The following is a 22583-nucleotide window of genomic DNA, read 5'->3' on the forward strand; positions in this document are numbered from 1 at the left end:
GCGCCGTCTCTGTTTATAGTGTACATAGCATCACCTGACTCGGAAGGAGTGAACGATCATGAAGAAAAAGAAAATGAGTCCGTTGCTCAGGAGATTAAACTATTTTTCTCCTATCGAACATCATTCAAATAAACATAGCCAAACGACAAGCGAAGATCGTGATTGGGAGAATGTATACAGAAACAGATGGCAGTACGACAAAGTCGTTCGCTCCACCCACGGCGTCAACTGCACGGGTTCTTGCAGCTGGAATATTTATGTGAAAAACGGAATTGTCACGTGGGAAGGACAAAACTTGAATTATCCATCAACAGGACCGGATATGCCTGATTTCGAACCGAGAGGCTGTCCGCGCGGGGCCAGTTTTTCATGGTACATCTACAGCCCGCTCCGTGTGAAATATCCATATGTGCGAGGTGTGCTGATCAATTTGTGGCGGGAAGCACTGCAGACGCATCAAAATCCGCTGGATGCCTGGAAATCGATCGTTGAAAACCCTGAAAAAGCGAAGTCCTATAAACAGGCAAGAGGGAAAGGCGGATTTGTCCGCGCGGAATGGCCGGAAGTGCTGAAGCTGATTTCAGCCTCTCTGCTGTATACAGTGATGAAATACGGGCCTGACCGGAATGTCGGTTTTTCTCCGATCCCGGCGATGTCCATGATCAGCCACGCATCAGGTTCGCGATTCATGTCTTTAATCGGCGGCCCAATGCTCAGTTTTTATGACTGGTATGCGGATCTCCCGCCGGCATCCCCGCAAATTTGGGGTGACCAGACGGACGTTCCGGAAAGCAGTGATTGGTACAATTCAGGCTATATCATCACATGGGGCTCCAACGTTCCGTTAACGAGAACGCCTGATGCGCATTTTCTGGCGGAAGCCCGCTATAAAGGCGCCAAGGTCATTTCAATCAGTCCCGATTTTGCGGAGTCCTCAAAGTTTGCGGATGACTGGCTGAGCATCCGCCAGGGGACTGACGGAGCCCTGGCGATGGCGATGGGGCACGTCATTATGCAGGAATTTTACGTGAACCAAGAAACTGAACGTTTTATTGAGTACGCGAAGCAATACACCGATTTTCCATTCTTCGTCACTCTGTCAAAAGAGAAGGGCGTGTATACTGCGGGGCGGTTTTTGCATGCGAAAGACATCGGGCGGCAGACAAAGCATGATCAATGGAAGCCTGCGGTCTGGAATGAACAAACAAACGAATTTGCTATACCGCAAGGAACAATGGGCTCCCGCTGGGACGGACAGCAAAAATGGAACCTGCATATGATCGATGAAGACACTGGGGAACCGATTGAACCCCGTCTCTCCGTGCTCGGAATAGAGGACGAAATCGGCTCGGTGCGCATTCCGTATTTTTCAAATGACGGAAACAAAGTGCTTGAGCGGGATCTTCCTATTAAAAAATTGGATCTGAATGGTGAAGAGACGTACGTCACGACCGTGTTTGACTTGATATTGGCAAACTACGGCGTGAACCGGGGCATCGGCGGACAATCAGCCGCATCTTATGATGATCCCCGTCCGTTCACACCTGCCTGGCAGGAACAGATCACGGGAATTAAAAGAGAAGCCGTTATACAGATTGCCAGGGAGTTTGCTCAAAATGCGATCGATACAGACGGCAGATCGATGATTATCGTAGGGGCGGGAATCAACCACTGGTTCAACTCCGACACGATTTACCGTGCGGTGTTAAATCTTGTTTTACTCGTCGGCGCCCAAGGCGTAAACGGCGGAGGCTGGGCCCATTATGTCGGGCAGGAAAAGCTCCGTCCGGCTGAAGGGTGGCAGACGATCGCAACCGCAAAGGACTGGGAAGGCGTGCCTAAACTGCAAAACGGCACCTCATTTTTTTACTTTGCGACAGACCAGTGGCGTTATGAAGACCAGCCGATCAGTGACTTGGCTTCACCGATCGCCGCGTCATCCCGCTACAAGCATCACGCCGATTACAATGTGCTGGCAGCGCGATTAGGGTGGCTGCCGTCCTATCCGACATTCAATCAAAACGGCATCAATCTGTATCAAGAAGCTGAGAAGGCGGGGGCGGCGACACCTGAAGACGTAGGTGCGTACGTGGCCTCACGGCTTCAAGAGAAAAAATTGAAATTCGCGATTGAAGACCCGGACAATGAAGTGAATTTCCCAAGGAATCTCTTCGTATGGCGGGCTAATCTGATCTCAAGCTCAGGAAAAGGGCATGAATATTTTCTCAAGCATCTGCTGGGGACTACGAACGGTCTGATGAATGACGACAGCGACAGCATCCGCCCTGAAGAAATCAAATGGCGGGAACAGGCGCCGGAAGGCAAGCTTGACTTGTTAATCAATCTCGACTTTCGAATGGCCGGTACGGCGCTGTATTCCGATATCGTGCTGCCGGCGGCGACATGGTATGAAAAACACGATCTCAGCAGCACGGATATGCACCCGTTTATTCATCCTTTTGCTCCGGCGATCTCGGCGCCGTGGGAATCGAGGTCAGACTGGGATATTTTCAAAGCACTGTCAAAAGCCGTTTCCGACCTGGCGGAAGAAGTCGAGATGGAGCCGGTGAAAGAGGTAGTCGCGACGCCGCTCCTCCACGACACGATGCAGGAATTGGCCCAGCCGTTCGGAAAAATCAATGACTGGAGCAAGGGCGAATGTGAAGCCATTCCGGGAAAAACGATGCCGAACATCCATGTCGCTGAACGGGATTACAAACACATTTTTCATAAAATGACCGCGCTCGGCCCTCATACGGCTTTAAAACCGAGCGGAACAAAAGGGATGAGCTGGTCGATCGCCGATGAATATGAATCGCTCAAAAAGAGACTGGGAGAAACCGATTCAGACGGCGTTGCCAAAGGATGCCCGAATATAAGTGAAGCAAAGCAGGCGGCAGAAGCGATTTTAACCCTGTCGTCCACCTCAAATGGAAAGGTCGCCGTAAAAGCATGGGAATCGCTTGAAAACATCACAAACCTGAAGCTGAAAGACCTGGCGGAAGAACGCGAGGAAGAATGCTTTACGTTCGAGCAAATTACAGCCCAGCCGAAAACGGTCATCACGTCTCCGGCTTTTACCGGCTCAGAAAAAGGAGGGCGCAGATACTCGCCGTTTACGACGAATGTGGAAAAATTAATCCCGTGGCGGACGCTGACAGGCAGACAATCCTATTATGTCGATCATGAACTGATGATGGAATTCGGTGAAACGATGGCGACATTTAAACCGATCCTCCAGCACCGTCCGTTCCTAAGCAAGCGGCCTGATCAAGAGGGCAAAGAGATCGTTCTTAATTATTTGACGCCGCATAATAAATGGTCCGTTCACAGCATGTATTTTGATTCCCTGCCGATGCTGACGCTGTTCCGGGGCGGGCCGACCGTGTGGATGAATAAAGATGACGCAGAGGACACGGATATCAAAGACAACGATTGGATTGAATGCTTCAACCGAAACGGCGTTGTCGTGGCGAGAGCGGTTTTGTCTCACCGGATTCCTAAAGGAATGGCGTTTATGCACCATGCCCAGGACCGCCACATCAACGTGCCCGGCACAAAACTGACGAATAACCGCGGAGGCACCCATAACAGCCCGACAAGGATTCACGTCAAGCCGACCCAGATGATCGGGGGCTACGCACAGCTCAGTTACGGCTTTAACTATTACGGTCCGACAGGGAATCAGCGCGATCTGAATGTCGTCATCCGCAAGCTGAAGGAGGTCGATTGGCTTGAAGATTAAAGCGCAGATCGGGATGGTCATGAACTTGGATAAATGCATCGGCTGCCATACGTGCAGTGTCACCTGCAAAAACACGTGGACAAATCGTTCCGGTGCGGAATATATGTATTTTAATAATGTAGAAACAAAGCCCGGCATCGGCTACCCGAAGCAATGGGAGGACCAGGACAAATATAAAGGCGGCTGGACGTTGAAAAAAGGAAAGCTTGAACTGAAATCAGGCCCGAAAACAAACCGGCTTGCAGGCCTTTTCTATAATCCGAATCAGCCGACGATTGATGATTACTATGAACCTTGGAACTATGATTATGAAACATTAACAAACAGTCCGCAGAAAAAGCACCAGCCGGTGGCGCGGCCGAAATCGTCCTTGACGGGTGATTTTATGAATATCGAATGGGGCCCGAACTGGGAGGATGATCTCGCGGGCGGCCATATTACAGGGCTTGAAGATCCAAACGTTCAAAAAATGGAGGAATCGATCAAAACAGAATTCGATGAGGTCTTTATGATGTATCTGCCCCGTATTTGTGAGCACTGCATCAATCCGGCATGCGTGTCATCCTGCCCGTCCGGCGCCATGTACAAACGTGAGGAAGACGGCATCGTACTCGTTGATCAAAACGCGTGCCGTTCATGGAGATATTGCGTCTCATCCTGTCCTTATAAAAAAGTCTATTTTAACTGGCAGACGAACAAAGCGGAAAAATGCACACTCTGCTTTCCGCGCTTGGAGGCGGGGATGCCGACCATCTGCTCCGAAACGTGTGTGGGCAGAATCCGCTATCTCGGCGTCATGCTGTACGACGCGGACAAAGTGGAGGAAGCGGCCTCCGTTGAAAATGAAAAGGATCTCTACCATTCCCAACTGGACGTTTTTCTTGATCCGAATGATCCTGAGATTGCCAAACTGGCAAAAGAACAAGGCATCCCGGCTGAATGGATAGAGGCCGCGCAGCAATCGCCAATCTATAAAATGATCATCGATTGGAAGATTGCGCTGCCGCTTCATCCTGAGTACCGCACACTGCCGATGGTTTGGTACATTCCGCCGCTCAGCCCGATTATGAATCTCTTTGAAGGAAAAGGCAGCCGGCAAACGGCGGAAGATATTTTCCCGGCTATCGACCAAATGAGAATTCCGATTGACTATTTGGCGCAGCTATTAACGGCCGGTGATACGGATCATATTCGGTCAACGTTAAAGAAAATGTCCGTCATGCGTCAGTATATGAGGGCGGTTCAGACGAATAAATCCATCGACCCGGCACTGATCTCCGGTGTCGGTTTAACAGAACAGCAAATTGAAGACATGTATCGGCTGCTGGCGATCGCCAAATATGATGACCGCTTTGTGATCCCGAGCAGCCATCGAGAAGAAGTGTCTGATTTATACGCTGAACAAGGAAGCTGCGGTTTGTCATTTTCAGGCGGCCCCGGCTCTTGTTTCTAACTTTTGATAAATGAGGTGGAACAAGATGAACACCACAGACCGGCAAATCACATTCTCCGCTCTTTCCTGTCTCCTGTCTTATCCGGATGAAGAGTGGAGAGCCGGGCTTCCCGATTGGAAGGCTCTTATCCATGACATCACCAATCAGCAAATCCGTGAGAAACTGCTGCAATTTTTCGAGGCGGCAGCCAGGTTTTCTCGAGAAGCGCTGATTGAACACTATGTGTATACGTTCGATTTCGGAAAAAAAACGAATATGTACGTCACCTACTTTAACTCAGGCGAACAAAGGGAACGCGGCATCGAATTGCTGCATTTAAAAAACACCTACCAGCAATCCGGTTTCCTGCCGACAGAGAAAGAACTGCCTGATTACCTGCCGCTGATGCTGGAATTCGCCGCAGTTGCGGAGATTGAAGCGGTGAGAAGCGTGTTTGAGAAATACCTGTCCAATGTGAGGGAGCTGGCTTCCCGCCTCGAAAAAAATGACAGCATCTATGCTGAGCTGCTGCACGTGCTGCAGGCCGCGCTGGAAAACATCGGTGTACGTGAAAGCACTGAAGAAGGGGCTGTTCAGGCATGAGCGGGCAGATCCTGTGGGGGATTATGCCGTACATTGTATTGACGATCTTTATCGGCGGGCATATTTACCGCTATCAGCATGACCAATTCGGCTGGACGGCGAAATCAAGCGAGCTGTTAGAAAAGAAAAAACTCGCGGCGGGCAGCACACTTTTTCATTGGGGACTGCTGTGCGTTGTCGGCGGACATGTCATGGGAATTCTGATCCCGGAAGGCGTGTATACTGCACTTGGCATTTCAGAGCATACATATCACAAAATGGCGATCGGCGCAGGCCTGCCGGCGGGGATTGCGGCTTGTGCCGGACTAGTGATCCTGACGTACAGAAGGCTGTTTGACAAAAGAATCCGCAAAACCAGCTCCCCATCGGATATCCTGACGCTCATCCTGCTGCTGTTCATGATGCTGTCAGGCGTTGCGGCCACGTTTCTCAACATTGATTCGAAAGGATTTGATTACAGGGCAACAGTCGGGCCGTGGTTCAGGGAAATTGTTTTGTTCCGGCCTGACGCTTCTTTGATGGAGAGTGTCCCGCTATGGTTTAAGTTTCATATCATCATAGGGTACGTCGTTTTTATCCTCTGGCCGTTTACAAGATTGGTTCACGTGTTCAGCCTGCCCCTCAAGTATTTGACCCGCAGCTATGTTGTCTATCGGAAACGCACGTAAAAATCCCCCTGCAAGAGGGGGATTTTTTATGGTGAAAAAATAAAAACATAAGATATTTTCTGCCAAGGTAATGGCTGGGCGGCGGTGATTCCTGTTATGTTTTATGTGGAAATAATATCAACAAAAGGAGAGTGAAGAATGAAGCGGATTTTCCTCATTTTAGCCGCCTGTCTGATGACAAGCGCCGGCGTCCTGACACTCAGACATTCTCATGTATTAACCGGCGGCACAGCGGGACTGTCACTAAGCCTGTCGTACTTGTTTCATTCCTCGTTTGCGATTATCTTCTTTCTGATCAATATCCCGTTTTATATATTTTCTCTCATCAGAATGGGAATCAAATTCACTCTATCCACCGTTTTTGCAGTCACAGTGCTGACTCTGTTTACCGGCGCGGATCACTGGCTGCCGCCGGTCTCTGTTTCACCGCTTGCCGGGGCGATTTGCGGCGGGGCGCTGATCGGGTTCGGCCTGTCGCTCATGTTTTATCATCAGGCATCGCTCGGCGGCGCCAATATCCTCGCTTTATTTCTGCAAAAGCGCTGCGGATGGAATCCGGGTGCCGTTAATTTCCTCTTCGATTTTGGCGTCGTGCTGGCCGGCATTTTCTCCGTCGGATTGCTGAAAGGGCTCTTCTCCTTAGTGTCGATTGCGGTCACCGGTCTGATCATCGGCATCTTCAAAAATAAAATCAAAGGCAGCTGCTCGCTCAATCCGGCATTGCTTCAGAACATCACACCCGGCCAGTCACAGGAAGTGTCATCATAAGCCTTTCCGGCTCGTGCGGAGAGGCTTTTTCATATGTTTACAGGCCGGAAGACAGAGGGTATACAGAGTTATCGGATCAGATGGGAGAGAGTCGGGATGCTGAAAAGGAGACTGGAATTTTGCTTTTTATATATGATGCTTATCGGAGCATATGTCATATGGTTTTTTCCGGTTTCCAGGCTTGAGTTTTACGGAGGATTGCTTTGCTATGCAAGCATTATTTTGTTCAGCATCTATTCGTTAATTCTTGAAAACCGCACCTCGCAGCACACGCTGTTATGGATTCATATTCTTGTGTTTTTTCCGATCGCTGGGTACTTATTTTACCTTTTTTCCGGCCAGCTTTATGAAAAAGGCAAGCTGTTCAGGTCGAAACGGACATACAACCGGGAAAAGCTGAGAACGATATTTGATATGGAACAGACTCCCGATCTGTCCGGGCTGAAAGGAAATCAGAAGCGTTTCTTTCAATATTCAATCAAGGCGTCCCATATGAATATCAATACAAAAAGCAGGCTGAAGGTGCTCAAAAACGGGGACGAAACATTTCCGGAGCTGTTTGAAGCGCTCAGGTCGGCAGCATCATTTATACATATTGAGTATTACATGTTCAAATCAGACATGCTCGGGCACAAGATGATGGAGATTATGATGGAAAAAGCGCGTCAAGGTGTTGAAGTGCGGTTTTTGTTCGACGCGGCCGGCAGCCTGAAGCTGGCCGGCAAAGACATTAAAAAACTGAAACACGCGGGCGTGAACATCGTCCCGTTTCTGCCGCTGAAATACGGTTTTTTCAACCAAAAATTCAATTTCAGAAATCACCGCAAGATCGTCATCGTTGACGGGAAAACCGGTTTTGTCGGCGGGCTGAATGTCGGCAAGGAGTATATCGGCAAAGACCAAAGTGTCGGTTTTTGGCGGGACACCCATATGAAAGTCGAAGGAGAAATCGTTCAGACGCTCCACAGCATTTTTATGCTTGATTGGGAATACGTTTCGGATGAGGTGCTGATTGATCAGAAAGCATACAGCCGCCCGGTCCCTGCAGAAAGCGGCGGCGTCTATCAAGTCGTTTCGACGGGCCCCGATATGAAGGAACGGATGAGCGATCTGTATTATGCCATGATAGCGGCAGCCGAATCATCTGTATGGATCGCGACGCCTTATTTCGTGCCGAATGAGCAGATCCGCACAGCGCTAAAGGAGGCTGCTGCCAGAGGCGTCCGGGTGCGAGTCATGGTGCCGGAAACCAATGACGGATTTTTAACCCAGTATGCGACGAGATCGTATTTCCCCGAGCTTCTTCGCGAAGGAATCGAAGTCTATTCCTATCAAAAAGGCTTTATGCATCAAAAGGTGCTCATCACTGACGGAAACCTCGCCTCTGTCGGGACGGCGAACATGGACATGAGAAGCTTTCAGCTGAACTTTGAGGTCAATGTCTTTTTTACAGATCAAAAGGCGATCAAAGATCTTGAAGCGCATTATCTGGAGGATATGAGAGAGTCTGAGAAAATCAGCCCCGTCCGTTTCTATAAGCGCACATTATGGGAAAGAACGAAGGAATCCTTCGCGCGGTTATTTTCCGGCGTTTTATAAAAAACGCTTTTAAAACTCCTTGTGTATAGTATAATTGAGAAATATTATCATTAGGAACGAGGCACAAGGAGGACGGAATCGTGCTGCGACAATTTTTTTCTTATTATAAACCGTACAAAAAGCTGTTTTTTCTCGACTTCTTTTCTGCCATCGCCGGCGGATTGATGGAGCTGAGTTTTCCTCTGATTGTTAATTACTTTATCGATACATTGCTCCCGGGGCGGGATTGGCGTCTGATTATTTTGACTTCCGCTGCTTTATTCGGAGTCTACGCCCTCAGCTCGGCGCTTCAGTATGTTGTGACGTATTGGGGCCATATGCTCGGCATTAACATTGAAACCGATATGCGGAAAAAGCTTTTTGACCATCTGCAAAAGCTTTCGTTCAAATTTTACGATAACAACAAAACGGGCAGTTTAATGTCCAAGCTCACCAATGATTTGATGTATATCGGAGAAACCGCCCACCACGGGCCTGAAGACCTGTTTATCGCGGTCATGACGATTTTGGGCGCGTTCGGTGTGATGCTGTTCATTAACTGGCAGCTCGCGCTGTTGACCTTTATCATTATGCCGGTCGTCATTTGGCTTGCTTTGTATTTTAATAAAAAAATGACCTCTGCGTTTACAAAACTGAACAAAGACGTCGGAGACTTCAGCGCGAGGGTCGAAAACAATATCGGCGGCATCCGTCTTGTTCAGGCTTTCAGCAATGAAGCGTTTGAAAAGCAGCGGTTTGACGTGAACAATCAGCGTTTCCGCAAAACAAAGCTGACGTCATATAAAATCATGGCGAAAAACGGCTCGATCAGTTACATGCTGACAAGATTTGTCACGCTGTTCGTCCTGTTGTGCGGGACATGGTTCGTGATCCGCGGATCGTTATCTTACGGGGAATTCGTCGCTTTTGTGCTTCTGACGAACGTTCTCTTCCGTCCGATTGATAAAATCAACGCGATTATTGAGCTGTATCCGAGAGGCATAGCCGGTTTTAAAAGCTTTATAGAAATAATGGAAACGGAGCCTGATATCAAGGACGCCCCGAACGCGAGACATGTGTCCGGTTTAAAAGGGAATATCCGTTATGATGGTGTGTCATTCGGTTACGAAGAAAACAGTCCGGTTCTGTCGGGAATCAATTTGTCCATTCATGCCGGGGAGACAGTCGCATTCGTCGGGCCTTCGGGAGCGGGGAAATCAACGCTGACAAGTCTGCTGCCGCGCTTTTATGAGCCGTCTGAAGGCGTGATTTCCATCGACGGAATCGATATTAAGGACATGACGCTGTCATCATTGCGCGGACAAATCGGCGTCGTCCAGCAGGATGTCTTTCTGTTTTCCGGCACATTGCGGGAAAACATTGCGTACGGGCGGCTCGATGCGTCTGAGGAAGAAATCCGGCAGGCCGTCCGCCAGGCACATTTAGAGGATTTGGTAAACGGGTATCCCGACGGTTTAAACACGGTGATCGGCGAGCGCGGCGTGAAGCTGTCAGGCGGGCAGAAGCAACGGCTTTCCATCGCCAGAATGTTTTTGAAAAACCCGTCGATCTTAATTTTAGACGAGGCTACATCAGCCCTCGATACAGAAACGGAAGCCGCCATTCAAAAATCGCTGCAAGAGCTGTCTGAAGGACGCACAACGCTTGTGATCGCCCATCGGCTGGCTACGATTAAGGATGCGGACAGGATCGTCGTCGTCACGAAAGAAGGCATCGCTGAACAAGGTCATCATAAGGAACTGCTGGCATCCGGCGGCATGTACCAGAGACTCCATCAGGCCCAATTCGGCGAGCTGATACATGAATAATGGAAAAAGGATAGACGAGCGGGGGCCGGGCAGCCTCCTGTCTATCCTTTTTTATGTAGTCCGTATTTAATGGGCTTCTTTTTGCGCAGGTTCGATGATATGTTTGAAACGGTCAACAAGCTGCACCGCTTTCTTTCCTTCCACTACAATTAAATATTCTTGTTCTTTATGAGCCATTCTGAACGTTTCCAGCTCAATGATATCTTTGATTTTGCACATTGTTTTTTTAGAGTAGATATACAGCTCGTGGCCTCCCGTGTGGCAAAGCTGATATAGCTGAAGCATGTTTCTTAAAGTGAACTTCTTAGCGGCTATTTTCAAAGATGTAATGTTTTTCATGTGTTTTCTCCTCCGTCTGATGGTCTGTTATTTCGGAAATTCCCCATATGAACGGGTGATAAACCTGGTTATACCTTCCACCTCAGCACTCCGCCCGCCAGGCGTTTAACTCCGCGGATGGCGCTTAATTCTTCGACGAGCCGGAGCAGCGCCCGGTCTTTCTCTTTCGCCTCAATCATAAAATCGATGTCCGCATCCCATTGTCTGAACCGCTCCAGCACCGGCAGAATAAAATTCGCATCCACATAGTCCGCATGACTGCGTACGGCTGATTCTGATTTTGGCGAGGAGAGATGGACCTTCGGCTTTAAGCCGATCCGCTGCCATGTTTTGATCATCCGCGGAAGAATGTCATCTAAATCAGCGTCATCGGCCGGATTGGCGTAAAAATGGTGATAATCAAACACAAACGGAATGCCTTCTTGCTCACATACACTGAGTGTTTCCTCGGACGTATATGTTTTATCATCGTTTTCTAAAGTCATCCGCTGTTTGATGACATCGGGAAGTTCTTTCAGATTCACGCGGAAACGGCCAAGCGCGCTTTGTTTGTCACCGTAAGCGCCTCCGACATGGATGTTGATGACGGAACGGTCCGCGATGCCCATTGCGTCCAGCATGTCATAATGATAGGCCATATCCTTGACCGCATTTGCGGTAATCTCCCGTTTCGGGCTTGTAAAAAGCGTGAATTGGTTCGGATGAAAGCTCGTTCTGAGGTCATATTTTCTGACCAGCCCGCCGATCTCACGAAACTCCTGGCGAAACGGCGTGACAAAATCCCACAGTACATCCGGGTGCGTGGCGAGCGGCACAATTGAGCTTGAGAACCTGTATAAAGGGATGCCGTGGCCGACCACATAGTGGAGGGTGCGCAGCGTATTGGTAAGATTTGCTTTCGTCACAGAAAGCAGGGCGTCTTTCCGCTCACTGCGGGAAAGCTTGGTATAGCGCGCATATGTTAAGGTTTTGGCGGGGGACGCGTCCCAAAGGCACATGGCGTTTGCGACGAATCCGAATCTGAACAGCATATGGTTTCTCCTTTATAAAAAGTAAGATATGGCCTTTCCCAGCCATTCTGCAGGAAGCTGTCTGACGGAGCGCTGTTTCACTTTTTCTAATGTGAGAAGCTCGGATTTTTCGATGTCCTGCTTTATGGTTGAAAGCACTTCCTTTGTAAAGGCTTCATCATGAATGATGACATTCACCTCTTCATTCCAGAACAGGCTCCGTTTATCAAAATTCGGCGTGCCGATAATGCTGATGCGGTCATCTATAATGAAGGCTTTAACATGATAAAAGCCTTGATAATACCGATAGATGAGGCAGCCGGCCTTCAGAAGCTCGGGATAATAGGCAAAAGCTGTTTCCCGAACGAGCGGGTGATCTGATTTCATCGGAACGATCAAGATGACTTTGACGCCTTTTCGGCAGGCTGAAATAAGCGCTTCCTGAAGCTTTTTGCTCGGTACATAATAAGGCGTGCCGATGATGATTTTTTTCTCCGCCTTACGGATGCAGTTTTCATAATGCGATTCAAGCGAAAAACCGTCAGATGCATATGTCCTATGAGAGATATTCCCTTCGGATAATGCCGGATAAACCCCGGGTGATTCGGGTGTTTTTCCGGTGTTTCGTTTCAGGTCGCTTACAAAAAGCGTCTGAAGATCCGCCGTGCCTTCGCCGGTCATCCGCAGGTGATAATCCTCCCAGTTTCCGAACTTCGCTTTTTTGCCGAGGTACTCTTCAGCGATATTAAAGCCGCCGACATAGCCGATTTTGCCGTCAATGACGGTCACTTTCCGGTGATTCCGTTTTTGCAGCCTGAAAAAAAGAAACGGAAATGCCGGTTTATTTAGAAAATGAACGTGAACGCCGGCTTTTTTCATCGTTTGAATGGAAGGCTTTTTCACTTGGCGGCTGCCTGCCCAATCGAGCAGCAGATATACGGAGACGCCGGCCCGGGCCTTTTCTTTCAATAAATCAAACATCTCATGGCTGACTTGGTCGTTCTTCATAATAAAAAACATCATATGAATAGAAGAGACGGCTTGGCGGATATCAGCCGTCATCTGCTGCACAAGCTCGCTGCCGCAGTGAATGAGTGTGATATTACTCTTTTTCGGGTCAAAAACGGGCTCATACGCCTGTTTTTTGTACGCCGCCCGGCCAAGCAGCATATCAAACAGCATAAGTGCGATCAATATGATAAAAATGACAAGCAACACAAAAATGACCTTCATACCGACGCTCCTTTCCGAAGTATCCGTAGTGTGCCCTGAGAATGTGAATTTAATTATTGACTGAACACTCATTCATTATTTATGATAAAGTAAAGATATGACAATGAAGAGGGGAATCAGAACAAAGGGGGAGACAAGATGAACGCATTTCTCATGGTAAACGCGCTGCTGTTTTCAGCTGTAACCGCTTACGCCGTTTATTTATTCATTTACCTGATCAGAACGAGGATCGCTTATATTAAGCTCGGCCAAAGGGAAGAATTTGATAAACGCCTGAAAGAACGTCTTCATAAGATATGGGTGAATGTGTTCGGACAGAAAAAATTGCTGAAAGATAAAAAGAGCGGAATCATCCACGTTCTGTTTTTTTACGGTTTTATACTCGTTCAGTTCGGCGCAATTGATTTTATTCTGAAAGGGCTGCTTCCTGACCGGCATCTGCCGTTCGGCCCGCTTTATCCGGCGTTTACCTTTTTTCAGGAAATCGTCACGTTTCTGATTTTAATCGCCGTAGTCTGGGCGTTTTACCGGCGCTACATTGAAAAGCTCGTCAGACTGAAACGCGGGTTTAAAGCGGGGCTTGTCCTGCTGTTTATCGGCGGACTGATGGTGACGGTGCTTCTCGGGAACGCCATGAACCTTTTATGGCACGATCATTCTCTGTCTTGGACGGAACCGATCGCATCCTCCATTGCGTTTGTGCTCGGGGGTCTTTCAGCGCCGGCGGCCGCCGCCGTATTTTATGTTTCATGGTGGCTTCATCTGTTGTTTTTGCTCAGCTTTTTAGTGTACGTGCCGCAATCAAAGCATGCGCACTTAATTGCGGGTCCGGCGAATGTGTTCCTCAGCAGGCTGGATTCAAAAGGAAAGCTGGAAAAAATCGATTTTACCGATGAGACGAAAGAAAGCTACGGCGTCGGAAAGATTGAAGACTTCCGCCGCTCTCAGCTTGTCGACCTTTACGCCTGCGTCGAATGCGGCCGCTGTACAAATATGTGTCCGGCCTCCGGTACGGGCAAGATGCTCTCGCCGATGGACCTCATTTTAAAGCTCAGAGACCATTTGACGGAAAAAGGCGCTGCCGTGACATCAAAATCTCCGTGGGTGCCCGCGCCCGTTTTTCAGCACACGAAGGCGAATCAGCTCGCCGCGGCTTCCTCAGGGGGAGGATCGCGTGAAGCGGCGGCAGCCATTGATTACAACCCGAGCTTAATCGGCGAGGTCATCACGGAAGAGGAGATTTGGGCGTGCACCACTTGCCGCAACTGTGAAGATCAATGTCCGGTCATGAATGAACACGTTGATAAAATTATCGATCTGCGCCGCTATCTTGTGCTTACGGAAGGGAAGATGGACAGCGACGCGCAGCGGGCCATGACAAGCATTGAAAGACAGGGAAACCCGTGGGGCTTAAACCGGAAAGAGCGGGAGAACTGGCGGGAGCAGGCTGATACAGAGATTCCGACAGTGAAAGAAATGAAAAAACAAGACAAAGAGTTCGACTATTTGTTTTGGGTCGGCTCAATGGGTTCCTACGACAACAGGAGCCAAAAGATTGCCGTCTCATTTGCAAAGCTGCTCAATGAAGCGGGCGTATCCTTTGCGATTCTCGGCAATAAGGAAAAAAACTCAGGCGATACGCCGCGCCGTTTGGGCAACGAGTTTCTGTTCCAAGAGCTGGCGGAACACAACATCGGCGAATTTGAAAAACACGGAATCAAAAAAATCGTCACAATTGATCCGCACGCCTATAATATGTTCAAAAATGAATACCCTGATTTCGGATTCCGGGCCGAAGTCTATCATCATACTGAATTATTAGCCGAGCTTGTGTCACAGGGGAAACTAAAACCGCTTCACCCGGTCAATGAAACGATTACCTTCCATGACTCGTGCTATTTAGGAAGATACAACGAAGTGTATGAGCCGCCGAGAGCGATCTTAAAAGCCATTCCGGGCGTTCAATTGAAGGAAATGGAGCGCAGCCGCGAAAACGGGATGTGCTGCGGCGCCGGGGGAGGGCTCATGTGGATGGAAGAAGAAACGGGAGCGAGGATCAACACGGCCCGGACTGAGCAGGCGCTTTCTGTCAGTCCGACGGTCATCAGCTCCGGATGTCCTTACTGTCTGACCATGCTCGGTGACGGGACGAAAGCGAAAGAAGCCGAAGACGCGATCGGCACTTATGATGTCAGTGAATTGCTCGCCATGTCTGTATTCGGCGCCGGAAAACAAGAGTCTTTATAGAAAGAAGCGGGCCGCCGGCGCATATGCCGGCGGCTTTGTTTTCGCACATCAGCCGATTTATGAAGGGAAGGCTCTAAAATTTCTTAAATTACGCTGTTTAGGGTAGCATATTCTGTTTTAATTTGTTTATAATGAGAGGTATGGTTTATGAACAAAACAATACAAATTCGTTCTTATTATAGGATAGAAACAGATACATATAAGTAATAGAAAGGGAGTGTCCGACCTTGGGTATCAAACAATATTCTCAGGAACAGCTGAAGCAGATGGCTTTAGTTGAAATCGCTCACGAAATTTTCTCAGAACATAAAAAACCGGTTCCGTTCCAGGAGCTGCTGAATGAAATGATCTCCTTGCTCGGTGTTACGAAAGAGGAACTGGGCGACCGTATCGCCCAATTTTATACAGACCTCAACATTGACGGCCGCTTTATTGCTCTGTCAGATCAGACATGGGGGCTCCGCAGCTGGTATCCGTACGATCAGCTGGACGAAGAAACACAGCCGACTGTAAAAGCGAAAAAGAAAAAAGCGAAAAAAGCCGTTGAGGAAGATCTCGATCTTGATGAATTCGAGGAAGTTGATGAAGATGACATCGATCTCGATGAAATGGAAGAAGATATTGACCTTGACGCAGACAGCTTTGAAGACGAAGATATCGATGAAGAAGATGACGACGAGCTTGAGATTGAAGATGAGATGATTGAAGAAGATGAGGAAGATTATGATGATGAGGAAGAGGATCGCAAAGACTGATTTTATATCAGCAAAACGATCTTGACTTTCATTGTCGAACTATGTAGTATGTATTTTGGGCTCTTCAAAAAGAAGAGAATTCATAAGAGTGCTACGCTCCCTTTCAAGAAATTGAAAGGGAGCTTTCTTATTTTCATCTCCCAAATTCTTTTACACATCATTTGTTTTTAGTGAAATGATTTTCTATAAAACGGCACATTTTAAGGAATGTAGCGCAGACCGAAGAGAGGAGCAAACGAAATGACGAAATATATTTTTGTAACCGGGGGAGTTGTATCATCACTCGGAAAAGGAATTGTGGCAGCATCACTTGGCCGCCTTTTGAAAAACAGAGGCATGAGCGTCACCATCCAAAAATTTGACCCTTATATCAACGTTGACCCGGGAACGATGAGCCCGTACCAGCACGGTGAGGTATTCGTTACCGATGACGGCGCTGAGACTGACCTTGACTTAGGGCATTATGAGCGGTTCATTGACATTAATCTGAACAGATTCAGCAACGTGACGACCGGTAAAATCTATTCTGCCGTATTGAAAAAAGAGCGCCGCGGGGACTACCTCGGCGGAACGGTTCAGGTCATTCCGCACATCACAAATGAACTGAAAGACCGTGTGTACCGTGCAGGCAAAGAAACAAACGCAGATGTAGTCATTACTGAGATCGGCGGAACAGTGGGAGACATCGAATCCCTTCCGTTCCTTGAAGCCATCCGTCAAATGAAAAGCGACATCGGCCATGAAAACGTGATGTACATTCACTGTACGCTTGTTCCGTACATCAAAGCGGCGGGCGAGCTGAAAACAAAACCGACGCAGCACAGCGTAAAAGAGCTGAGAAGCCTCGGTATTCAGCCTAATATCATCGTCGTGCGCACGGAAATGCCGATTTCTCAAGATATGAAAGATAAAATCGCGCTCTTCTGCGATATTGACACGAAAGCGGTCATCGAGTGCGAAGATGCGGACAACCTTTACTCCATCCCGCTTAACCTTCAGGAGCAGGGACTCGATAAGCTTGTCTGCGATCATATGAAATTAGAATGCAAAGACCCGGATATGACGGAATGGAAAGACCTTGTCACGAAAGTGAAAAACTTGTCTAAAACCATTACAATCAGCCTTGTCGGTAAATACGTCGAGCTTCAGGACGCTTACATTTCAGTCGTTGAATCACTGCGCCACGCGGGCTATGCGTTTGACGCTGATGTGAAGATCAAATGGATTAACGCCGAAGAAGTGACAGAAAGCAATATTCAAGAGCTGACTGGCGGCACAGACGGAATCATCGTGCCCGGCGGTTTCGGGGACCGCGGCGTAGAAGGGAAAATCATTGCCGCCAAGTATGCGCGTGAGAATAAAATTCCGTTCTTCGGCATCTGCCTCGGTATGCAGATTGCATCCATTGAATATGCGCGAAACGTATTAGGTCTGGAAGGGGCTCACTCTGCGGAGATCGATCCGTCCACTCCTTATCCGATCATCGACCTTCTGCCAGAACAAAAAGATGTCGAGGATCTTGGAGGAACGCTTCGTCTCGGACTGTACCCTTGTAAGCTTCAGGAAGACACGAAAGCCTTCGAAGCGTATGCGGATGAAGTGGTATACGAACGCCACCGCCACCGTTATGAATTCAACAACGAATACAGACAGCAAATGGAAGAGAACGGTTTTGTGTTCTCAGGAACAAGCCCTGACGGCCGCCTTGTGGAAATCATCGAGCTGAAAGATCATCCTTGGTATGTCGCTTGCCAGTTCCACCCTGAGTTCAAATCAAGACCGACAAGACCTCAGCCTTTATTCAAAGACTTTATCGGCGCTTCCGTACAAGCTGCAGAACAGAAGTAATAAAAAAAGACTTGCCTCCTTTAAAAGCGGCAAGTCTTTTTTCTGCATCAGGCATATTCCTGCATCATTTCCTTTAACGTAAAGGATAGCGCGTGATAGACATACAGGCCTGTCATTAATGAAGGAAAGCCGTATCTTGTCCCGTCTTCATCGGGCAGAAGCGGCATTTTTAATTTGCTGTCAATATGAACATCACAAAATTCCTCAATCCCGGTTTGATCTTTGATGACAGGAGATACGCAAACGAGGCCGACCCCTTTTTCATAAAGCTTTTGAGCCAGCGCCTGTTCTTCAGCTGTGCCCGGACCTGAACAAAACATCAGCACCCTGTCGCTTTCTGTAACCGAATCAGCTGTATCCGGAAACGCTTTGACGGAAGGCATCGGTTCTGAGCCGAGCTCCGCCTCGCACAAAATGCCCTGCATCTCATTTGCGCCGTATAAATAAATGGTATGACCGCTGACGGCTGCCTGCGCCAGCAGGCGCGCACCGTCTTCTATTGCTTCGGATTCCTTATCCTGAATGCGGGAAAAAATGCCTGCAAGCTGTGTCGTAAATATCTTTAACATGAGTGAAACCTCCTTTACACATACAAGAACAGTATACAACAAAAGAGAAAATGCTCAGAAAATGTCGGAAAGTAGACTATTATAATTAAAGGAAATGTGAAAATCAAACAGAATACATAAACAACTGCTTCCTTTTGACGAAAATGATAATATTGGGGTGTAAAATGATGAATGAAAAGATTTTAATCGTAGATGACCAATACGGTATACGCATATTGCTCAATGAAGTGTTTCATAAAGAAGGGTACCAGACGTTTCAGGCCGCCAACGGCATACAGGCGCTGGACATTGTAACGAAAGAACGGCCCGATCTCGTGCTTTTAGATATGAAAATCCCCGGCATGGACGGTATCGAAATTCTCAAGCGCATGAAGATGATCGACGAATCCATCCGCGTCATTATCATGACCGCTTACGGAGAACTCGATATGATTAAGGAATCAAAAGAGCTCGGAGCGCTGACCCATTTTGCGAAACCTTTTGACATTGATGAGATCAGAGACGCGGTGAAAAAATATTTACCTCTAAAATCGAATTAATAAAATTAGAAACAATTATGTCATTGTGTTGCCGATTTGTCGAAAAGTTGGTATCCTAGAGATGGAGAAAAAGCGATCTGTTGTTTTACATATGACAGGTTTTTATGGTCATGCTATAGGTGGAAAGCTTTTTTCGAGAAGAAGCAAATCAGGCTACATAAGGAGGACTTTCGACATGCCTTTAGTTTCAATGACGGAAATGTTGAATACAGCTAAAGAAAAAGGATATGCTGTTGGACAATTTAACTTAAATAACCTTGAGTTCACTCAAGCTATTTTACAAGCAGCAGAAGAGGAAAAATCCCCGGTTATTCTTGGTGTTTCAGAAGGCGCGGGACGCTACATGGGCGGCTTCAAAACAGTGGTTGCCATGGTTAAAGCTCTTATGGAAGAATACAAAGTGACAGTTCCTGTCGCGATTCACTTAGACCACGGTTCAAGCTTTGAATCTTGTGCGAAAGCGATTCATGCAGGTTTCACTTCTGTAATGATCGACGCATCTCACCATCCGTTTGAGGAAAACGTAGCAACTACAGCTAAAGTGGTTGAGCTTGCTCATTTCCACGGCGTTTCAGTTGAAGCTGAGCTTGGAACTGTAGGCGGGCAGGAAGATGACGTGATCGCTGAAGGCGTAATCTATGCTGACCCTAAAGAGTGTCAAGAACTTGTAGAGCGCACTGGCATCGACTGCCTTGCACCTGCACTGGGTTCTGTTCACGGTCCTTACAAAGGCGAACCGAACCTCGGTTTCAAAGAAATGGAAGATATCGGTAAATCAACCGGCCTTCCGTTAGTACTTCACGGCGGTACAGGAATTCCGACTGCCGACATTAAAAAATCAATCTCACTTGGTACGGCTAAAATCAACGTAAACACTGAAAACCAAATTTCTTCTGCAAAAGCTGTCCGCGAAACATTGGCAGCTAAGCCGAACGAATACGATCCTCGTAAATATCTTGGACCTGCTCGTGAAGCGATCAAAGAAACGGTTATCGGCAAAATGCGTGAGTTCGGTTCTTCAAACCAAGCTTAATCCGATGTAACATCCATAAACCGCCTGACAGCATTGACAGGCGGTTTTATGTCTTACCTTTAGAAAGCGCAATCATGTTTTACAGTTCTGAAAATTTATTACTGGGGAGGCTTTCCTTATGTTATTTTTCATTGATACAGCAAACATTGACGAGATTAAAGAAGCTTATGAACTTGGCGTTCTTGCCGGAGTTACGACAAACCCTAGTTTAGTGGCGAAAGAAGCTGACGTGTCTTTCCATGACAGACTTCGTGAGATTACGGAAGTCGTGAGCGGATCAGTAAGCGCGGAAGTCATTTCCCTGAATGCTGAAGAAATGATTGAAGAAGGTAAAGAACTTGCGAAAATCGCGCCGAATATTACGGTGAAAATCCCGATGACGTCTGAAGGGTTAAAAGCCGTAAAAGCGCTGAGCGACCTGAACATAAAAACAAACGTAACGCTCATTTTCAGCGCCAACCAGGCGCTTTTGGCGGCAAGAGCCGGGGCGACTTATGTATCTCCGTTCTTAGGCCGTCTGGATGACATCGGCCATAACGGTCTTGAACTGATTTCAGAAATAAGACAGATTTTTGACATTCATGACATTGATACACAAATCATCGCAGCTTCCATCCGTCATGCACAGCACGTGACTGAAGCCGCTTTACGCGGTGCGCATATCGGTACGATGCCGCTGAAAGTCATTCACCAGCTGACGAAACATCCGTTAACGGATAAAGGCATCGAGCAATTCTTGGCTGACTGGAATAAATAAGGGGGAAAAGGGCGGCAAACCGGTTGCATCCGTTTGCCGCACCCTTATGTTTTCCTGTTTGGCAGCGGGCCTTCAGTATCAAAGTGAAGAGTGTGTTTCCCCGGAATATGAACCCGGCGGGCCTCTGTGCATCCTGTGTTAAAAATGCCCCGCAAAGCTTCGCTATTTTCTTCCTGTTATTTTATAATGTCCTTGTATTCTTTCTCTTCGAATTGGCTACATTTTGGACAAGAGCTTTATTTGCAGAGACAGAATAAAATGCCATTTTATTTACGCTCCGCAGCTATCTTCTTATGGAAGGAGACTATCATGGAAAAGTTGAATATTGCCGGCGGCGATCCGTTAAACGGAACCGTACATATCAGCGGCGCGAAAAACAGCGCCGTCGCATTGATACCCGCAACCATTCTGGCAAATTCCGAAGTAACGATCGAAGGGCTTCCGGAGATCTCAGATATTGAAACGCTGCGTGACCTGCTGAAAGAAATCGGCGGAAACGTCCATTTTGAAAAAGGAGAAATGGTCGTCGACCCTTCCCCGATGATCAGCATGCCGCTTCCCAACGGCAAAGTGAAAAAACTCCGCGCTTCCTATTACTTAATGGGCGCGATGCTCGGCCGCTTCAAACAGGCGGTCATCGGACTGCCGGGCGGATGCCATCTCGGGCCGCGGCCGATTGACCAGCATATCAAAGGGTTTGAGGCGCTTGGGGCGGAAGTCACCAATGAACAAGGCGCGATTTATCTGCGCGCCGAAAGGCTGAGAGGCGCACGGATTTATTTAGATGTCGTCAGCGTCGGAGCGACGATCAATATCATGCTTGCCGCTGTACTGGCTGAAGGTAAAACCGTGATAGAAAACGCCGCCAAGGAACCTGAGATTATTGATGTTGCCACATTGCTCACCAGCATGGGCGCAAAGATCAAAGGCGCGGGAACCAATGTAATCAGAATCGACGGCGTAAAAGAGCTGCACGGATGCAGGCATACGATCATTCCGGACAGAATTGAGGCGGGCACCTTTATGATCGCCGGCGCCGCGATGGGGAAAGAAGTCATTATTGATAATGTCATACCGACTCACCTGGAGTCTTTAACGGCGAAGCTCAGGGAAATGGGTTTTTACATCGAGACGAGTGACGATCAGCTTCTTATGCTCGGCGGGCAGAAGCAGATAAAACCGGTCGACGTAAAAACGCTTGTTTACCCGGGATTCCCGACTGATCTTCAGCAGCCGATGACATCTCTGTTAACGAGAGCCAGCGGCACGAGCGTCGTAACCGACACCATCTACTCGGCCCGATTTAAACATATAGATGAGCTGAGACGGATGGGGGCCAATATGAAAGTGGAAGGCAGGTCGGCCATTATCACCGGTCCGGCCGAGCTTCAGGGCGCAAAAGTAAAGGCGAGCGATCTGCGTGCAGGCGCTTGTCTGGTCGTCGCCGGGCTCATGGCTGACGGCGTAACCGAAATTACCGGTCTTGAGCATTTAGACCGCGGCTACAGCAATCTTGAGAAAAAACTCGAAGGTCTGGGCGCCACAATCTGGCGGCAAAGGCTGACGGACGAAGAGATAGAACAGCTCCAAAATTCATAGAAATGCGGACTTTTGAGAGGAGATCGTGTT

18 protein-coding genes are annotated in these 22583 nt (G+C 48.1%); 14 read left to right on the forward strand and 4 right to left on the reverse strand.

Features of this window, described 5'->3' with window-relative positions; translation table 11 throughout:
* Nucleotides 1-58 precede the first annotated feature (58 nt).
* The 7 genes from ACWJJS_RS01910 to ACWJJS_RS01940 all read left to right on the forward strand — a co-directional run bounded on the left by ACWJJS_RS01910 (nucleotide 59) and on the right by ACWJJS_RS01940 (nucleotide 10624).
* Entirely contained in the window at nucleotides 59-3745 is a 3687-nt protein-coding gene (locus ACWJJS_RS01910; RefSeq protein WP_454023270.1) for a nitrate reductase subunit alpha, read from the forward strand.
* Nucleotides 3735-5198 (forward strand): nitrate reductase subunit beta, encoded by a 1464-nt coding sequence (gene narH, locus ACWJJS_RS01915; protein ID WP_167860502.1) that lies wholly within the window; start codon nucleotides 3735-3737, stop codon nucleotides 5196-5198. The genes ACWJJS_RS01910 and narH overlap by 11 nt, the downstream gene beginning before the upstream one ends.
* A 25-nt stretch (nucleotides 5199-5223) precedes the next feature.
* Nucleotides 5224-5781, forward strand: coding sequence for a nitrate reductase molybdenum cofactor assembly chaperone (gene narJ, locus ACWJJS_RS01920; RefSeq protein ID WP_017418718.1), 558 nt, complete (start codon nucleotides 5224-5226; stop codon nucleotides 5779-5781).
* Nucleotides 5778-6449 carry a respiratory nitrate reductase subunit gamma gene (gene narI / locus ACWJJS_RS01925; protein ID WP_369614462.1) on the forward strand — a complete coding sequence of 224 codons (672 nt, stop codon included), beginning with the start codon at nucleotides 5778-5780 and terminating at the stop codon, nucleotides 6447-6449. Before narJ ends, narI begins: the two co-directional genes overlap by 4 nt.
* A 138-nt stretch (nucleotides 6450-6587) precedes the next feature.
* On the forward strand, nucleotides 6588-7217 hold the full coding sequence (locus ACWJJS_RS01930; protein WP_077722981.1) for a YitT family protein: 630 nt from the start codon (nucleotides 6588-6590) through the stop codon (nucleotides 7215-7217).
* Between the two features lie 96 nt (nucleotides 7218-7313).
* Nucleotides 7314-8816, forward strand: a complete 1503-nt coding sequence (gene cls / locus ACWJJS_RS01935; protein WP_454023271.1) for a cardiolipin synthase — start codon at nucleotides 7314-7316, stop codon at nucleotides 8814-8816.
* Between the two features lie 80 nt (nucleotides 8817-8896).
* Entirely contained in the window at nucleotides 8897-10624 is a 1728-nt protein-coding gene (locus ACWJJS_RS01940) for an ABC transporter ATP-binding protein (RefSeq protein WP_025853595.1), read from the forward strand.
* 66 nt (nucleotides 10625-10690) lie between these two features.
* Here the strand turns inward: ACWJJS_RS01940 and ACWJJS_RS01945 are convergent, their stop codons facing one another.
* The 3 genes from ACWJJS_RS01945 to cls (ACWJJS_RS01955) form a co-directional block, all read right to left on the reverse strand.
* The gene (locus ACWJJS_RS01945; protein ID WP_003151087.1) at nucleotides 10691-10963 is read right to left on the reverse strand and encodes a hypothetical protein; all 273 of its coding nucleotides are present in this window, start codon (nucleotides 10961-10963) and stop codon (nucleotides 10691-10693) included.
* A gap of 68 nt (nucleotides 10964-11031) precedes the next feature.
* Nucleotides 11032-11994: a UV DNA damage repair endonuclease UvsE gene (gene uvsE, locus ACWJJS_RS01950; RefSeq protein WP_326360475.1), complete on the reverse strand. Its 963-nt coding sequence runs from the start codon at nucleotides 11992-11994 to the stop codon at nucleotides 11032-11034.
* A 12-nt stretch (nucleotides 11995-12006) separates the two neighbouring features.
* On the reverse strand, nucleotides 12007-13206 hold the full coding sequence (cls, locus tag ACWJJS_RS01955) for a cardiolipin synthase (RefSeq protein WP_146275712.1): 1200 nt from the start codon (nucleotides 13204-13206) through the stop codon (nucleotides 12007-12009).
* Between the two features lie 138 nt (nucleotides 13207-13344).
* Between cls (ACWJJS_RS01955) and ACWJJS_RS01960 the strand changes: the two genes are divergently transcribed.
* From ACWJJS_RS01960 to pyrG, 3 genes are all read left to right on the forward strand, one after another.
* Entirely contained in the window at nucleotides 13345-15453 is a 2109-nt protein-coding gene (locus ACWJJS_RS01960; protein ID WP_229154549.1) for a heterodisulfide reductase-related iron-sulfur binding cluster, read from the forward strand.
* A 227-nt stretch (nucleotides 15454-15680) separates the two neighbouring features.
* A complete protein-coding gene (gene rpoE / locus ACWJJS_RS01965) occupies nucleotides 15681-16208 on the forward strand; it encodes a DNA-directed RNA polymerase subunit delta (protein WP_146275710.1) in 528 nt (175 codons plus the stop codon).
* A 240-nt stretch (nucleotides 16209-16448) separates the two neighbouring features.
* The gene (gene pyrG / locus ACWJJS_RS01970) at nucleotides 16449-18056 is read left to right on the forward strand and encodes a glutamine hydrolyzing CTP synthase (RefSeq protein ID WP_003151098.1); all 1608 of its coding nucleotides are present in this window, start codon (nucleotides 16449-16451) and stop codon (nucleotides 18054-18056) included.
* 47 nt (nucleotides 18057-18103) lie between these two features.
* Here pyrG and ACWJJS_RS01975 read toward each other — a convergent pair whose 3' ends face one another.
* Nucleotides 18104-18625 (reverse strand): DUF2529 domain-containing protein, encoded by a 522-nt coding sequence (locus tag ACWJJS_RS01975; protein ID WP_077722977.1) that lies wholly within the window; start codon nucleotides 18623-18625, stop codon nucleotides 18104-18106.
* A 164-nt stretch (nucleotides 18626-18789) separates the two neighbouring features.
* On the opposite strand from ACWJJS_RS01975, the gene spo0F reads away from it, so the two are divergent.
* The 4 genes from spo0F to ACWJJS_RS01995 all read left to right on the forward strand — a co-directional run bounded on the left by spo0F (nucleotide 18790) and on the right by ACWJJS_RS01995 (nucleotide 22553).
* The gene (gene spo0F / locus ACWJJS_RS01980) at nucleotides 18790-19164 is read left to right on the forward strand and encodes a sporulation initiation phosphotransferase Spo0F (protein WP_012118670.1); all 375 of its coding nucleotides are present in this window, start codon (nucleotides 18790-18792) and stop codon (nucleotides 19162-19164) included.
* A 175-nt stretch (nucleotides 19165-19339) separates the two neighbouring features.
* Nucleotides 19340-20197: a class II fructose-bisphosphate aldolase gene (locus ACWJJS_RS01985; protein WP_003151102.1), complete on the forward strand. Its 858-nt coding sequence runs from the start codon at nucleotides 19340-19342 to the stop codon at nucleotides 20195-20197.
* Between the two features lie 118 nt (nucleotides 20198-20315).
* A complete protein-coding gene (fsa, locus tag ACWJJS_RS01990) occupies nucleotides 20316-20954 on the forward strand; it encodes a fructose-6-phosphate aldolase (RefSeq protein ID WP_003151103.1) in 639 nt (212 codons plus the stop codon).
* Nucleotides 20955-21263: 309 nt separating this feature from the next.
* Nucleotides 21264-22553 (forward strand): UDP-N-acetylglucosamine 1-carboxyvinyltransferase, encoded by a 1290-nt coding sequence (locus tag ACWJJS_RS01995; protein WP_014306008.1) that lies wholly within the window; start codon nucleotides 21264-21266, stop codon nucleotides 22551-22553.
* Nucleotides 22554-22583 lie beyond the last annotated feature (30 nt).

The sequence above is a fragment of the Bacillus sp. JK106 genome, assembly GCF_053663355.1.